This window comes from Streptomyces kronopolitis, assembly GCF_050953795.1.
Lineage (GTDB): Bacteria > Actinomycetota > Actinomycetes > Streptomycetales > Streptomycetaceae > Streptomyces > Streptomyces kronopolitis_A.
Map to the genome: position 1 here is coordinate 543074 of NZ_CP191850.1, position 15640 is coordinate 558713.

At 73.3% G+C, this 15640-nt stretch carries 10 protein-coding genes; 2 read left to right on the plus strand and 8 right to left on the minus strand.

Annotated elements, in window-relative coordinates; all coding sequences use genetic code 11:
• Positions 1–46 precede the first annotated feature (46 nt).
• Complete coding sequence (locus ACQP17_RS02040) at positions 47–1840, plus strand: ATP-binding SpoIIE family protein phosphatase (protein WP_433854637.1); 1794 nt, start codon at positions 47–49, stop codon at positions 1838–1840.
• 28 nt (positions 1841–1868) lie between these two features.
• Here the strand turns inward: ACQP17_RS02040 and ACQP17_RS02045 are convergent, their stop codons facing one another.
• From ACQP17_RS02045 to ACQP17_RS02065, 5 genes are all read right to left on the minus strand, one after another.
• The gene (locus tag ACQP17_RS02045) at positions 1869–2537 is read right to left on the minus strand and encodes a DUF5825 family protein (protein WP_433854638.1); all 669 of its coding nucleotides are present in this window, start codon (positions 2535–2537) and stop codon (positions 1869–1871) included.
• Positions 2538–2559: 22 nt separating this feature from the next.
• Positions 2560–4491, minus strand: coding sequence for a RiPP maturation radical SAM C-methyltransferase (locus ACQP17_RS02050; RefSeq protein WP_433854639.1), 1932 nt, complete (start codon positions 4489–4491; stop codon positions 2560–2562).
• A 249-nt stretch (positions 4492–4740) separates the two neighbouring features.
• Positions 4741–6609, minus strand: coding sequence for an alpha/beta fold hydrolase (locus ACQP17_RS02055; protein WP_433854640.1), 1869 nt, complete (start codon positions 6607–6609; stop codon positions 4741–4743).
• Entirely contained in the window at positions 6606–7817 is a 1212-nt protein-coding gene (locus ACQP17_RS02060; protein ID WP_433854641.1) for an MFS transporter, read from the minus strand. The genes ACQP17_RS02055 and ACQP17_RS02060 overlap by 4 nt, the downstream gene beginning before the upstream one ends.
• Before the next feature lie 453 nt (positions 7818–8270).
• A complete protein-coding gene (locus ACQP17_RS02065; RefSeq protein ID WP_433854642.1) occupies positions 8271–10331 on the minus strand; it encodes a SpoIIE family protein phosphatase in 2061 nt (686 codons plus the stop codon).
• 251 nt (positions 10332–10582) lie between these two features.
• Here ACQP17_RS02065 and ACQP17_RS02070 point away from each other — a divergent pair, with 251 nt between their 5' ends.
• Positions 10583–12088, plus strand: a complete 1506-nt coding sequence (locus ACQP17_RS02070) for a glutamate synthase subunit beta (protein WP_433854643.1) — start codon at positions 10583–10585, stop codon at positions 12086–12088.
• A gap of 71 nt (positions 12089–12159) precedes the next feature.
• Here ACQP17_RS02070 and ACQP17_RS02075 read toward each other — a convergent pair whose 3' ends face one another.
• The 3 genes from ACQP17_RS02075 to ACQP17_RS02085 form a co-directional block, all read right to left on the minus strand.
• Positions 12160–12405, minus strand: coding sequence for a hypothetical protein (locus tag ACQP17_RS02075; RefSeq protein WP_433854644.1), 246 nt, complete (start codon positions 12403–12405; stop codon positions 12160–12162).
• 102 nt (positions 12406–12507) lie between these two features.
• Positions 12508–13647 carry an anion permease gene (locus tag ACQP17_RS02080; protein ID WP_433854645.1) on the minus strand — a complete coding sequence of 380 codons (1140 nt, stop codon included), beginning with the start codon at positions 13645–13647 and terminating at the stop codon, positions 12508–12510.
• Positions 13648–13877: 230 nt separating this feature from the next.
• Positions 13878–15515 carry an APC family permease gene (locus ACQP17_RS02085; RefSeq protein WP_433854646.1) on the minus strand — a complete coding sequence of 546 codons (1638 nt, stop codon included), beginning with the start codon at positions 15513–15515 and terminating at the stop codon, positions 13878–13880.
• Between the last annotated feature and the right edge of the window lie 125 nt (positions 15516–15640).

Below are 15640 nucleotides of genomic sequence, written 5' to 3' on the forward strand. Positions count from 1 at the left end.
CCCGCCGCGCACGTCTCGGCCCCCACCGGACGGACACCCACGAGTGATGGAGCCCCCCACCCCCCACCGAGGACCCGGCAGGCTCACCGCCGGGCCCGGGGGCGAGTCCGCCGAGGGTGCCCGCGGGGATGCGGAGCGTGATCCCGAGGCGCGGACCGACCGGCTGCGCTACCTCGAATCGGCGACCCGGCGGATCGCCTGGGGCAGCGAACGGGACGACACGCTCGGGGAACTGTGCCGGGCCGCGATCCCCGCGTTCGCCGACACCCTCCTCGTCCATCTGCGCGATCCGCTGCCGACCGGGGAGACGCCCCCGGCCGAGCCGATCGTCCTGCGGCTGCACAGCATCGCCCAGGGTCCCGAAGCCACGGTCACCGGGGCGCCCGCGGGGGACGCCGAGTTCGCGCCCCTGACGGTGACGGGACGGCTCGTCCGGATCCTGCCGGCCGGGCGGCCCGTCTTCGGCGACGCCCCCGGGCTGGAGCCCGCGGTGACCGCGCTGCTGGCGCCGGTGACGAGCCCGCCGGCGACTCCGGCGCCGGGCCGGCGGCTGATCGTCGCCCCGCTGTACGGCCGCCGGCACGTCCTGGGCACCGTCGCCCTGCTGCGCGGGGCCGGCCGCTCCGCCTTCACGGACGAGGATCTGCTCATCGCCTCCCAGCTGGCCACCCACACCGCGCTCGGCATGGACAAGGCGATCGACTACGACCGCGAGGCCTCCGTGGCGGACGCGCTCCAGCTGACCATGCTGCCCTCCTCGCTCCCCACCACCACCGGCGTCCGGCTGGCCAGCCGGTACCTTCCGGCTGCCGCCGCCTCCCAGGTGGGCGGCGACTGGTACGACGCGATCCCGCTGCCCGGCAACCGCGTCGCGCTGGTCGTCGGCGACGTCATGGGGCACTCCATGGCCGCCGCCGCGATCATGGGCCAGCTGCGCACCACCGTGCAGACCCTCGCCGGGCTCGACCTGCCGCCGGAGGAGGTGCTGCACCATCTCGACGAGCAGGCCCGGCGACTGGGCAGCGCGCACCTGGCGACCGTGCTCTACGCCGTCTACGACCCGATCGCGCAGCGGCTGCTGATGGCCGACGCCGGTCATCCGCCTCCGCTGCTGCTGCACCCGGACGGGTTCGGGGAGGTGCTCCAGCTGCCGCCCGGGGCGCCGATCGGGGTGGGCGGGGTGCCCTTCGAGGCGGTGGAGATGCCCGCGCCCACCGGAGCGACGCTGGTGCTCTACACCGACGGCCTGGTCGAGTCCCGGGGACGGGATGTCCGGGCCGGGGTGGAACTGCTGCGTGCCCGTCTCCAGGCCGCCGCCGACGTGCTCGGCTCGCCGCCGCTGGACGTGCTCTGCGACGCGGTGCTGAACGTCGTGGACCCGGAGAGCCTGGACGACGATGTGGCGCTGCTCGCCGCCCGGTTCGACGGGTTCCCGCCGCGCAACGTCGCGTACTGGTTCCTCAGCCCCCAGCCGCAGACGGCCGGCCGGGCCCGGCAGCTGACCCGCCGGGCACTGCGCCGCTGGGACCTGGACCCGCTGCTCGACGCGACCGAGCTGATGGTCAGCGAGGTGGTGACGAACGCGGTGCGCTACGCCTCCCGGCCGATCGCACTGCGGCTGCTGCGCACCGATGTGCTGCGGTGCGAAGTGGGCGACGACTCCCCGCAGGTGCCCCGGATGCGGCGCGCCCAGTCGGGCGACGAGGGCGGGCGCGGCCTGTTCCTGGTCGACCAGCTGGCGCAGCGCTGGGGCGCGACGCGGCTGAGCACCGGCAAGGTCGTCTGGTTCGAGCAGCGGATGCCCGAGGGGCGCGGGCGGCCGGAGCCCGGTACGCCGTGACGTCCGGCCACCGGCCCGCCCCCGGGCCTCAGATGGCCATCGCCTCCTGGATCCACCGGTTCACCCGGTACGGCAGCCACCACAGCAGCGGTCCGGTGCGGGCGATCAGCCGTTCCGCCAGGAAGTCGGCGGCGATGGACTCGGGCACCGCCGACAGCGGGGCGCCGTACGCCAGCCTGCCGATCGCCTCCCGGTAGTCGGGCTCGTCCGCGGTGAAGCGCCGCAGGTCGCCCCAGCGCCGGTCCCGGATCTGGACGAAGCCCGGACCCTGGCGCCAGAGGCATTTGCAGAGGTAGTGCTCGTCACGCCAGCGGGCGAGGGCGGCGGCCGGGTCGGCGGGGCCGGTGAGGGTGCGGGGCGGCTGGAGGTGGCTGAGGTCGCGCCAGCCGTCGTCGGGCTCGGCCGGCAGCCGCAGCTGCCACTGCACCAGGACCGCACGGGCCGTCAGATCCCGTATCAGGCACAGGCGTTGGACCGCGTTCGCGGCGGCGCCGGGCTCGTCGACGGCGGTCAGGTCGATCTCCTGGGCGAACCGCACCCGACGTACCCCGAGATCCCACAGCCGGCCGGCCTGCTCCTCCGGCGGGCCGTCCGGATCGAGGAGGCCCAGGCTCATGCCCGGCAGGGTGCAGGCGGCCTCGTCGTAGTCGCGCCAGGCGCTGAGCACGGGACCGGTGGGGGTGGCGGTGGTGTGCATGGTGTCTCCTCGGGGACCTGCGTCAGACGTGGGCGACGGTGCGGGCGGTGTCGTCCGGCTGTTCCTGCGGGGCGGCGGCGGCATGGCTGTGGCGCATGAAGTCCAGGCGCAGCAGGTCCTCGTTGACGGCCGCGGGGGCCAGGTGGACGTACTGACCGCCGTCGGTGAAGACCAGCCCGAGCGTCAACCAGTGCTGGAGGAGGGCGTGGACGGCGGACTCGTCGACGGCGCGGTCCGGCAGCCGCGCGGCGAGTTTGCGGGTCAGGGCGGCGGGGGCGTGCGGCTGGTCGAGGAGGCGGAAGGCCGCGGTCTCCAGGGGGTCGGTGAGTTCCCGTGCGCCCCAGCCGAAGGCGCGCCGGCGGCTGACCAGCACGATGCGGTCGCCGAGGTCGGCGTGGGTGAGCCGGGCGTCCGCGTGGTGCTTCTTCCAGGCGCCGAGGGCGTCGTTGAGCGCGGTGACGGTGGGCTCGGTGATGCCGCGTTCGGGCGCCTCGAAGACGTAGGCCAGATCGAGCAGTTCGGACTCGGGCAGGTCGTAGGTGAAGCGGTAGTGCTCCTCGGGGCGCAGTCCGGTGAAGCCGAGTTCGGGGCGGTTGAAGTAGGGGCTGAAGCGTTCGATGGCGATGCGGGCGGACAGGTCGACCGGTGGGTTGAGGTGTTCCAGGGCCGGTATCTGGGCGATGACGGGCTCGTAGTCGGCGGCGGTCTCGCCGGGGAAGCCGTGCAGGTAGTTCCAGGAGACGGACAGGCCGGTCTCGGCTCCGTCGCGGAGCATCCGGACGTTCTGGCAGCCGCTCACGCCCTTGTCCATCAGGTCGAGCACCCGGCTGTTGAGGCTTTCGATGCCGGGCTGGACGTAGATCATTCCGGCCTCGGCGAGGGTGCGCAGCTGGGCCCGGCGCATATTGGCCTTGATCTCGATGTGCATCCGCAGGTCGTAGCCGCTGTCGATGATGCGGGGCAGGACGGTGGTGAGGTAGCCCATGTCGAGGATGTTGTCGACGAGGTACATGTCCAGCACCCGGTGGCGGCGGGCCATGTCCATGATCTCTTCGTAGAAGGTCTCCGGGCTCTTGCTGCGGAACTGCATGAAGGAGCCGTTGAGGCCGCAGAAGGTGCAGTGGTGCTTCTCGCCCCACCAGCAGCCGCGGGCCCCCTCGACGACGAGCTTGGGCTCCACCCAGTTGCGCGCCACCGACGACGCCAGCCGCTCGAAGTAGCCGCTGTAGTCGGGCGGGAGGATGGTGGCGGGCGGCAGCGGACTGGTGCTCATCGCGTTCGCGGTGCCGGTGCCGTCGGGCCGCCGGTGGCAGAGCCCGGGGACGGCGGACAGGTCGGTGCCCTCGTCGAGGGCGGTCAGCAGCTGCGGGAAGGCGGCCTCGCCCTCGCCGCGGACCACGAAGTCCAGGAAGGGGAAGTTGCGGTGCGCGGCGGCGCCCTGCTCGGCGTCGCAGTTGGCGCCGCCCATGACGGTCTTGATGTGCGGGGCGAGGCGCTTGACGTACTTGGCGGCGGCCAGCGCGGCGGTGTTCTGCTGGAAGGTGGAGGTGAAGCCGACGACATCGGGACCGGCCGCCACGATCCGCTCCGCGATCTGCTGCACGAACTCCGGTACCACGCGGTGCAGTTCATGGGACATCCGCAGCCGTTCGGCCCGCAGTTTGCCCTTCATGGAGGTGGCGAACTCCTCGGCGCGCCACTCGGGATCGTCGTAGAGGGCGGAGGAGAACACCCAGTCTCCGCAGCCCATGAAGTACGAGGAGAGCGCGTAGAACTGGTAGTCGTCCCCGGTGAAGGTGCAGCGCCGGGTGATCCAGTCGGTGAACTCCAGGTTGGCGTGCAGGACCTCGGCGTGCCCGGAGGTGCGCTCGTCGACGCTTCTTCGCAGGATTCCCAGGGCGAGCGAGGGCAGATCGATCGGGGACCAGGGCATGTTGACCAGCAGGACGCGCATAGCGGCTCCACGGACGACGGCGGATGGGGCGGGAGACGGCCGGCGGCCGGCCGGTGCGGTACACGGGTCCGGCCGGCCCGGGTGGCGCCGGGCCGGCCGGGGAGGGTCAGTCCTCCTCGGTGTCCTCAGCGGTGCGGAACGGCACGGTCACCGTGATGCCGATGCCCGGCCGGCGGTTCTCCTCGTCGCCCTCGAGCGGGTCGTTGTGGATGATGTCCTTCTGCATGACTGTGCTCCTCTTCTGGCGGATTACGGAACGTGCGTCGTGCACTCCGGGGCACCGGATGGTGAGGTGTCCCCGAAGACCCCGTCCACTGGGGAACGGGGAGTTCGTCGGGCCGCGGGGGCGCGGCGCAGATGCCGGTCCAGGAAGCCCATGGCGCGCCGCAGGACGGCGACATGGTGGGCGCCGGTGTATCCGTCGTGGCCGGTCTCCAGCCACTCGGACTCGTGCGGCACGCCGGCCTCCCGCAGGGCCGCGAGATAGCCGCGTACCTGGCCGGGCGGGCATTTGGCATCGAGGGTGGCGGCGATCACCAGCAGCGGGGCGCGGACCTCGGCGGCGTGGTGCAGGGGTGAGCTGCGGGCGTAGCGTTCGGGCACCTCGTCGGGGGTGCCGCCGAACAGCCGCTCGTCCAGGGCCCGCAGCGCGGGGGTGCCGGTGCGGTGTGCCGCCGCGCAGTCGGCGACCGGTTTGACGGCGACCCCGGCCTGCCACAGGTCCGGCCGGGTGCCGAGCGCCAGCAGCGTCAGATAGCCGCCCCAGGAGGTGCCCCACAGTCCGATGGCGTCCGCGCGGGCCAGTTGGCGGCGCAGCAGGTCGGCGCGGACCGCGACGAGGTCGGCGACCTGGGTGAGCCCGACGCCCTCGCGGTAGGCGGCACGCCAGCGGGGCCCGTATCCGGTGGAGCCGCGGTAGTTGACCCGGGCGACCGCGAATCCGGAGGCGACCAGGGAGTGCACCTCCGGGTCGTAGGCGTCGCGGTCGTGGTCGGCGGGGCCGCCGTGCACCAGGAACACCAGCGGGGGCCGCCGCCCTGCGCCGGCGGTGTCCGGCTCGCTGAACAGGGTGTGCACGGGCCCGTCCGGGCCGGGGGTCCACAGCTCGCGGTGCCGGCCGGGGGCGCGGGCGGGCAGGGTGGCGAGCGCCGGGAGCCGGGTGCCCGCGGTGGAGATCATCTGCGGCGGGGTGGCCGTATCGGTCCAGAGGCAGTGCACGTCGTCACCGGGGCGGGGGGCGGCGTCGAGCAGGGTGCCGGGCGGCGAGGGCACCGGGGTCAGGGTGCGCCGGTCGAGGTCGGCGGCGGCGAGGGTGGAGCGGCCGTGGCGATCCTGGCGGACCAGGACCCGGCGCCCTTCGGGGTACCAGCGTGCGGTGATCTCGGTGTCGAAGCGGCACCAGTCCTGGGCCCGCAGGCCCGCGCCGGGCCGCCAGGTGGCGAGCCGGTAGTGGTCGTCGAGCTCCTGGACCAGCAGCAGTTCGGTGGCCGCCGGGGACGGCGCGAAGCCGAGTGCCCACAGCCGGCCGGTGCGTCCCGACAGGGTGTCCAGCGGTGTTCCGGCGCAGGTGAGGAGGGTGACCGCGCGTTCGGAGGCGGCCGCTGCGGTCAGCGCCAGCAGTCCGCCGGACGGTGCGATGCCCGCCAGCAGCGCATGGCCGTCGACGGTGTGCACCGCCCTGGCCGGGCCGCCCGCGGTGCCGAGGTGGACGGTCATGCCGTGGCCGTCTCCGAGGCCGATGGCCACCGTTCCGGCGTGGCTGACGGCGAGTCCGTGCGGCAGGCCCGGGGGCAGGCCGGTCAGTCCGGGCCGGTGCGGTCCGCCGTCGAACTCCCGGAAGTGCCACCGGCCGGTGCCGCGCCGGTCCTCGGCGAACCACCACACCCGGGCGTCGGCGTCCAGGGCGCAGTGCAGGGTGCCGTCCGGGCTGTCGGTGACCTGCCGGGTGGTGCCGGTGGCGGCGTCCCAGGTGAAGATCTCGCAGCGGCCGCCGGCGTCCGCGGCCAGCGCCATCCGGGCCGGGTCGCGCGGGCAGACCTCGGGCAGCGCCGGCCGGTAGACCCGGAAGCCGGTGACGGCGGGCGGGGCCGCGGCGGGGCGCGGCGTGTGCGGGCTCATGCGGGCTCCTCCCCCGGGCCGCGGGTGGGTGCCGGTGCCGACCGCGTCACGTGGAGCGCGAGCACGGCCAGCAGGGCGGCGCAGCCGACGACGGTGGTGCCGGGTCCGGCCCGGTCGGCGGCCAGTCCGGCGAGGGCCGGTGCCAGGGCCGCGGCCGCGCCGGACACGGTGGCCAGGACGGTGCCGGTGCGCGCCTGGAGTCCGGGCGGCGTCACCTGGATGACGCGGGCCTGCAGGGCCACCGTGGCCAGCGGGGTGAGCAGGCACAACAGGCCGAAGAGCAGGCCGAATTGCCAGGCGTCGCGGGCCGCGGCCAGCCCCGCGGCGGGCGGCACCAGCAGCCAGGACACCGCCACCAGTACACGCTCCGGGGAGCGCCGCCCGGCCAGCCGGGGGGCGAGCAGCGCACCGGCCAGTCCGGCCGCCCCGGCGAGGGCGAGGACGAGTCCCAGCCCGGCGGCGCCGCGGCCGTGGTCCTCCAGGGCGAAGACCGTCGTGTAATACAGCGCGACCAGCAGCGCGTTGACGGCCGAGAGCCAGATCAGCGCCAGCCGCAGGAAGGGGTCGCGGCGGATCAGGGCCACCCCCGCTCCGGCTTCCGCGGACAGCGTGCGCCAGGTCCGGCGCGGGCCGCGGGCCGGCGGCCGCCGGTCCCGGGGCGCGGACAACTCGGTGCGCAGGGCCCGGATGCAGAGCGCGGCGACGGCGTACGAGAGGGCATCGGCGAGGAACGGCAGCCAGCGCCCGGCCTGGAAGAGCAGGCCGCCGAGCGCGGGCCCGAGCACCAGGGCGCCCCGCTCCCCCGCCTGCAGTCGCGCCAGCACCCGCCGGTGCTCCGTGGCGGGGCACACCAGGGCGACGGTGCCGAGCGACGCCGACTCGTAGCAGGACGTGGCCGCCCGCTCGACGAGGACGGCACCGAGGAGCACGGCCATCGGCACGGTGCCGGACCGGACGGCCAGCGCGACGCCGGTCATCGCGGCGGCGGACACCAGCGCGGCACCCACCATCACCTGTTTCCGCGCGCCGCGGTCGGCGGGCACCGCGGCGAGGGGGCCGAGGAGCAGGGTGGCGGCCGCGCCGAGCCCGGCGACGGCCCCGACCTCGGCGGGGGTCCGGCCCAGGCTCAGCAGCAACAGCGGCAGGACGAGTCCGGAGGTCTGGCTGCCCAGCGCGTCACAGGTGCCCGCCCACCAGAACAGCCTCATGTCGCGGCGTACTTGGGGCAGCGGCACGGCGGCCGCCGCGACCGGGGCGGGCCCGGTCACCGGACCCGGCGCGGGGCCGGTCTCACGCCGCCGGGGCCGGAGGTGACGCGGCCGTCCGCCGGAGCCGGCCGTGCCGACGCCGGGGGTAAGCCGTGCGGTGTGTCGTCCGCGGGGAGTGCCGATGTGCGCCGTTCCATGCGAAGCCACCCCATATCCGTGGGCCGATCACACAGGCGGCCTCACCAAAAGGTCAACTTACGGAGGAAGTGTGTCCGAAGTGTGCCGGAGCTTAGCCAGAGGGTGACACAGGCCACAAGGTGTCGGACAAGGAACAGATTTCGACGTCTGAGCACCCGCCCCCGACGGTCAGCGGGCGGGGCCGCGGCGGTCGTCCCGTACCCCAGGACCGGGTCGCGGGCGAGCGCGCCGCTCGGCGGCACACGGGCGTGCCCGTTACTCCCGGCGGTGCACCCGTGCGAGCAGCAGAACGGTGTCGTCGGCCGGGGCGCTCGGCACCAGGCGGGCCAGGATGCGGTCGGCGCCGGCCTCCAACGAGCCGGGAATCCGGGTGAGTTCGTCATGGAGCGCGTGCAGGCCCTCGTCGATGTCATGGCCGCGCGCCTCGATGAGGCCGTCGGTGTACAGGGCGAGGACGGCGTCGTCGGGCAGCTGGACCTCCACCGTGCGGAAGCCGCCGCCACCGACCCCGAGGGGGACTCCCAGCACGTCGTCGAGGAGTTGGACCCGGCCGTCGGGGTGCCGCACGAGGGGCGGCGGATGGCCGGCGCTGGCCAGCCGGGCGCGCCCCGTGGTGGGGTCGTAGCGGATGTAGAGGCAGGTCGCGAGCTCGATGCCGGCCTCCTGGGCGCACTGGTCGAGTTCGCCGAGCAGCGCGGCCGGTTCCTGGTCGTGCCGGGCCAGCGCCTTGGCCGTGATCCGCAGCCGGCCCATCGCGGCGGCGGCCGAGACGCCGTGCCCCATCACATCGCCGACGACCAGCGCGACCCGGTGATCGGGCAGCGCGATCACGTCGTACCAGTCGCCGCCGACCTCGGTGACGCGGCTGCCGGGCAGATAGCGGTGCGCGAGGTGGAGATAGGGGCTGGGCGCCAGGAAGCTGGGCAGCAGGGCCCGTTGGAGGGTGAGCGCGATGTCCCGCTCCCTGCTGTACAGCCGGGCGTTGTCCAGGCACAGCGCGGCACGCGAGGCCAGTTCGCCGGCCAGGCTGAGGTCCTGCTCGGTGAAGGCGGTGCGGCGGGTGGACCGGCCGAAGATGGCGAGCCCCTGGACCGTTCCCCGCGCGATGAGCGGGGCGAGGAGGAGGACACTCAGCCCGCTGTCGGCCATCAGCCGGGCGCGCGAGGCGTCGAGCATGGTCCGCGCCAGAAAGTCGTCGTTGACCGGTACACAGACCGCACGGCCGGACCGCAGCATCCGGTGGATGGCCGAGCCCGGCGGGTAGCGCACCTCCCGCCGCCCGCTGACCAGCTCCGTCGCGGGGGCGGGCAGCACGGTGCCGGAGGCGATGCGGCGGGTGTCCACGGGCAGCGCCGGGTCGAACACCTCACTCTCGCCGGGCCAGTCGACGAGTTCGACGACGGCCGCCTCGCAGAAGTCCGGCACCGCGGCGTCGACCAGTTCCTGGGCGGTGACCTCCACGTCCAGGGTGGTGCCGATGCGGGCCGAGGCACGGTCGAGCAGGGCCAGCCGCTGACGGCTGGCGGTGGCCTCCACGACGGCCTGCTCCTGGTCGGTCACGTCCACCAGTAGCCCGCCGACGCCGGGCCGGCTGCCGACGGCCTGGGTGAGCGGGAAGAAGCTCACCGACAGCACCGTGTCCCGGTCGGGGTGGCCCCGGGTGCGCATCCCCACCCGGACCCCACGGACGGTCCTGCCCTCCGTGGCGACCGAGCGGAGCATCCGCTCGTACTCCCCGTCGTCGGAGGTGATCATGATGTCGGCGAGGCGGCGCCCGAGGTGGTCCTCGATGGGCAGCCCGTTCATGTCGGCGAGCGCCTGGTTGAGGTGGCGGTAGCGCAGCTCCTCGTCGAGCATCACCAAGCCGATGGGGCAGGTCGCGAAGAGGGCGTCGAGGAAGGCGAGGTTGGTCTTGACCCGGTCCAGCTCGTCGCCCCGGCTCGCCAGCGCCATCACCACCGTGCGGCCCGCCTCGCCGGTCACCGGGAAGACCCGGAATCCGCAGTCGAAGTCGGCGCCGTTCCGGTGGGTGACGCGCTGGCGACCGCGCCAGTAGCCCTCGGTGCGGCCGCGGTCGGCCATGCGGGCGCAGGCCTCGGCGCCGCGGGCGGATCCGCCGAAGAGGATTGCGCCGGGCCGGGTCAGCGCCTCGGCGGAGTGGTAGCCGAAGAGGTCGTGGGCGCCCGGCCCCCAGTAGCAGATCCGGTTGTCGTCGTCGATGCCGCACACGGCCACCGCCACGTGTTCCAGCAGCGACCCGGGCTCGGACCAGAGCGGACCGCGGGCCTTCGCGAAGCTCGGCCGATCTGTTGGCACCGGCTTTCCTTCCCGGCCGCCGCACAGGGAGGCTGGTCCGCTCTGCGCGGCGGAGCGGCTCTCTCAATTCTGCGCCCGTCCGCCGCCAACGGGCACCTCGGCCCCGGCGGGGCCGCGCCGGACCGCCCCGCACCGACCCCCGGACACCCACTGACGACAAAGTTAAGCAAAGGCCTGTAAAGCCATACAAACCGGGCGTAGGCTGACCGCGACGCCGCAGTGCACCGCGAGCGAGCGATGGAGGCGTCGTCATGACCGACCCTTTCGGCTTCCTCAAGACCCCCCGCCGGCCGGTCCCGGGCCGCCCCGTCCAGGAACGGCTGCACGACTGGCACGAGGTCTACGCGGGCCAGGCGCTGCTGCCGCTCGTCTCGGAGCAGGCGGGGCGCTGCATGGACTGCGGCATACCGTTCTGCCACAACGGCTGCCCGCTGGGGAACCTCATCCCCGAGTGGAACGCGTACGCGCGGCGGGGCGACTGGCGGGCCGCGGCCGAGCGGCTGCACGCGACGAACAACTTCCCCGAGTTCACCGGCCGGCTGTGCCCGGCGCCGTGCGAGGACGCCTGTGTGCTGGCCCTCAACGCCGATCCCGTGACGATCAAGAACGTCGAGCAGGCCATCGCCGACGAGAGCTGGGAGCGCGGCTTCACGGTGCCGCATCCCCCGCAGCGGCTCAGCGGCAAGACCGTGGCCGTCATCGGCTCGGGGCCCGCGGGACTGGCGGCGGCCCAGCAGCTCACCCGGATCGGGCACACCGTCGCGGTGTACGAGCGCGCCGATCGCGCCGGCGGGCTGCTGCGCTACGGCATCCCCGAGTTCAAGCTGGAGAAGTGGCATCTGGAGCGGCGCCTCGCGCAGATGCGGGCGGAGGGCACCAAGTTCCGCACCGGCGTGGACATCGGCCGCGATCTCGACGCCGGCGAGCTGCGCAGGCGGTTCGACGCCCTGGTCGTCGCCGTCGGTGCCACGGAGCCGCGGGAGTTGCCCGTCCCGGGCCGTGAACTGCGCGGCATCCACCAGGCGATGGAGTATCTGACGCTCGCCAACCGCGTCCGGGAGGGCGACATCGCCTCGACACCGCTGACCGCCGAGGGACGCCATGTGGTGATCGTCGGCGGCGGGGACACCGGCTCGGACTGTCTGGGCACCGCGCTGCGGCAGGGCGCGGCCTCGGTGGTGCAGCTCGACATCAACCCGGAGCCGGGCGACGGCCGGCCGGACACCGAACCCTGGCCCGTCTACCCGAAGGTGTACCGGATCTCGCACGCCCACGAGGAGGCCCGGGGCAGGGCGGGCACCGACCCCCGGCTCTTCGCCTCCGCCACCCTCCGCTTCGAAGGGGACGTGTCCGGCCGGGTGCGCGCCCTGCATCTGACGGAGGTGGAGCCCACGGCGCGCCGGCCGCGGCCGGACACCGAGCGGGAGATCCCGGCGGAACTGGTGCTGCTCGCCCTCGGCTTCTCCGGTCCCGAGCACGGCGGACTGATGCACCAGCTCGGGCTCGCGCGGGACGTCCGGGGGAACTTCGCCCGGGACGCCGCCTTCGCCGCCGAGGCGGCGCAGCACGACGCGTGGCCCGTCCGCAGCAGGACGGACGGGGTGTTCGTGGCGGGTGACGCGGGACGCGGGCAGTCGCTGGTGGTGTGGGCCATCGCGGAGGGCCGGTCCGCCGCGGCGGCCGCCGACCGCTACCTCACCGGGGACAGCGAACTCCCCTCCCCCGTCTCCGCCGGGGACCGGCCGATGGTGGCGTGAGCGGCCCGGCCCGGTCCCGCGGGGGCGGCGCGGGCGCGTCGAGACCTGCGGCTTCCCGCACCGGCGCGCGGCTACGGGGAGTGCGAGACGATCAGGTGGATCCCGTAGCCGCCGAGGGCGGCGCAGAGCGCGAAGCACAGGACCGCGGTGCCCATCGCCAGCGGCGGCGCCACACCGCCGCGTCCGGCCACTTCCGTCCGCAGCCTGCGGGAACGGGTCAGCGCGACGATCCCGAGCGAGAAGACCACCACGAGCAGGGTGACCACGACCAGGCTGATGACGCAGACCTCGACGAGGCCGTGCCAGTCGATGTGCATGTCCTTACGCCTCCTTCTGGGCTGCCGCGACGGTGAGGTGCGCCGCCCCGGCGGGGCACCGCGCGTGCTCCCGGCCGCGCGGCCCGGCCGCCGGTGGCACGGTCACGCCATGAGGTCGTCGGGCTGCTCCTGCGGCGTCTCGGGGCTGTCGTTGACGTTCTTGGCGTGCACGGGGTGACGCCGGGACAGCGCGTACATCACGCCGACCGCGGCCAGGGCCATCCCCGCCGCCAGCACGAGACCGATGGTGCCGTGCCCGGCCAGCCACGCCGAGCTGCCCCCGACCGCGGCGGCCGCCGGCAGCGTCAGGACCCAGGACACCGCGATCCGGCCGGCGATCCCCCACCGGATCTCGGCCAGCTTGCGGCCCAGGCCCGCGCCGAGGATCCCGCCCGCGCACACCTGCGTGGTCGACAGCGGGAACCCCATGTGCGAGGACGTCAGGATGACGGTGGTGGCCGTGGTCTCCGCGGTGAACCCCTGGGGCGTCTGGATCTCGGTGAGCCCCCGGCCCATGGTCCGGATGATCCGCCAGCCGCCCGCGTACGTGCCCAGCGAGATCGCCAGCCCCGCGCTGAGGATCACCCACCACGGCGGTCCCGCACCCGGGTCCAGCACATCGGCGGAGATCAGGGCCAGGGTGATCACGCCCATGGTCTTCTGGGCGTCGTTCGTCCCGTGCGCCAGTGCGACCAGCGAGGCGGAGCCGATCTGCCCCGTCCGGTAGGCGCGGGTGACGGGCCCGGTCGGCGCATGACGGGTGATCACATAGGCGAGGTAGGTCGCCAGCAGGGCCACCACGCACGCCAGGGCCGGGGAGATCAGGGCGGGGAGCACGATCTTCTCCACCACTTCCCCGAAGTGCACCGCACCGGCCCCCGCCGCGACCCACACCGCCCCGATCAGCCCGCCGAACAGCGCGTGCGAGGAGCTCGACGGCAGCCCGGCGAGCCAGGTGAGCATGTTCCACAGGATCGCGCCGAGCAGCCCGGCGAAGATCATCGTGAGACTGACCTTGCTGTCGTTCACGATCCCGCCGGAGATCGTCTTGGCGACGGTGGTGGACAGGAACGCGCCCGCGAGGTTGAGGGCTCCCGCGATCAGCACGGCGACCCGCGGAGCCAGCGCCCCGGTGGCGATGGACGTGGCCATCGAGTTGGCCGTGTCGTGGAACCCGTTGGTGAAGTCGAAGGCGAGCGCCGTGACGATCACCGCGATGAGCAGGAGCGAGGCGCCGTCCACCGATACCTCCAGTCCAGGAACGTACCTTGCCGGAGGCGCGACGTTACGGGACGTGACAACCGGGAATCGTCCAGCCTCGCCGGGGGCGGCGGCCGACCACCGCATCAGCCGTCACGCTGCGGCCCGCACCCGGGCGCGGGGACGCCGATGGGCCCGGCCGGGGTTTCCGGCCGGGCCCATCGGCGCTTCGGGCGTCGGTGCGGTTCAGTCGTTCCGCTCAGGACGCGGGATCAGTGACCGCCCTCGTCGACGACGGCGACCTCCTCGATGTTCTGCTCGATCGCCTCCTGCGACACCGCGGTGCTGCGGGCCCAGTAGTAGATCCCCAGCGAGAACGCGGTGACGATCACCATGTCCCACCACAGCGGGAGGGTGCCCCGGCCGCCGAAGCCGCCGAGCCAGGAGATCAGACCCATGCCGATCAGGTACACCGGAAGCCACTGGGCGGCCTTCCAGTCCAGACGCGGGGCGTTCGGCAGGCGCTTCTTCGTCGCGTACCAGGCGTAGCTGCCGAGCAGCACATAGCCGATGATGATCGCCCAGCCGAGCCGCTGGAGGGTCTCCCAGCCGGCCCAGTAGATGATCAGGCTCGCGACGATGAAGGACAGCGGCGAGATCACGTTGCCGCCGGGCAGGCGGTAGGGACGCGCGTGGTTCGGCAGCCGGTTGCGGAACACCCCGAAGGCCAGCGGGGCGCCGGCGTACATCAGCACGCTCGCCGAGGTGATGAAGGAGACCAGCTCCTGCCAGCTGGGGAACGGCAGGAAGCAGATCACGCCGGTCACGAACGAGATGATCAGGCCGAACCACGGCACGCCGCGGCCGTCGGTCTTCTCGAAGAGCCGGGGCGCGTAGCCGTTCTTGCTCAGGCCGTAGGAGATGCGCGAGGTCGAGGTGGTGTAGATCAGGCCGGTGCCACCGGGAGAGATGATCGCGTCCGCGTACAGCACCCAGCCCAGCCAGCCCAGGCCCACGACGGTGGCCAGTCCGGCCCACGGGCCGGAGATGCCGGCGTAGTCCAGCTTGGCCCAGCCGTGCACGAAGGACGCCACCGGCAGGGCGCCGATGTAGACCACCTGGAGAAGGATGTAGATGACCGCGCCGATCAGGACCGACCCGATCGTGGCGCGCGGCAGGTCCCGCTTGGGGTTGCGGCTCTCGCCCGCGAGCTGGATGGCCTGCTCGAAGCCGAGGAGCGCGAAGATGATGCCGCTGGTGCTGATGGCGCTGAGCACGCCCTTGGCGCCGAACGGGGCGAAGCCGTGCGAGGTGAAGTTGTGCGGGTGGAAGTTGGTGGCCGCGATGACGAAGATCGCCCCGAGCGGGACGGCGATCTTCCACCAGGTCGCCGCACTGTTGGTGTGCGCCAGCACCTTCACGCCGAGGAAGTTCACCGCGACGAAGATCGCCATCAGGAAGACGGCCACGATGAATCCGCTCGTGGTGAGCGTCCCGTTCGCGTGCAGGAAGCCCTGGGCCCAGGACCAGTGACCGGCGTAGCCGATCATCGCCTCGACCTCGATGGGGGCCACCGTCGCCGCCTGGAGCCAGGAGAACCAGCCGAACGACATGCCGGCCAGGCCGCCGAAGGCGTAGTGCGGGTAGCGCGCCGTGCCGCCGGCCACCGGGAACAGACCGCCGAGCTCGGCGTGCACCAGTGCCAGCAGGACGATGGCGACCGCACCGATACACCAGGAGATCAGCGCCGCCGGGCCTGCCACCACGACGGCCTTCTGGGCTCCGTACAGCCAGCCGGACCCGATGATGGAACCGACCGACGCCCACATCAGCCCGATGAGTCCCACATCCCGGCGGAGGGAGCCGGATTCACGTGGCCTGACGGGAGCGATCTCGTCAACGCTTGCCATAAGAGGCCTTTCAAGACAGGACTGGCTCAAAATTTGCCTCAGAGTAGGGAGCATTCAGAGCCCTGCAAAGAGCCATTGACTGAATAGTTATATTCCATGACGTTCCTTTGGAAAGTCATTACCTA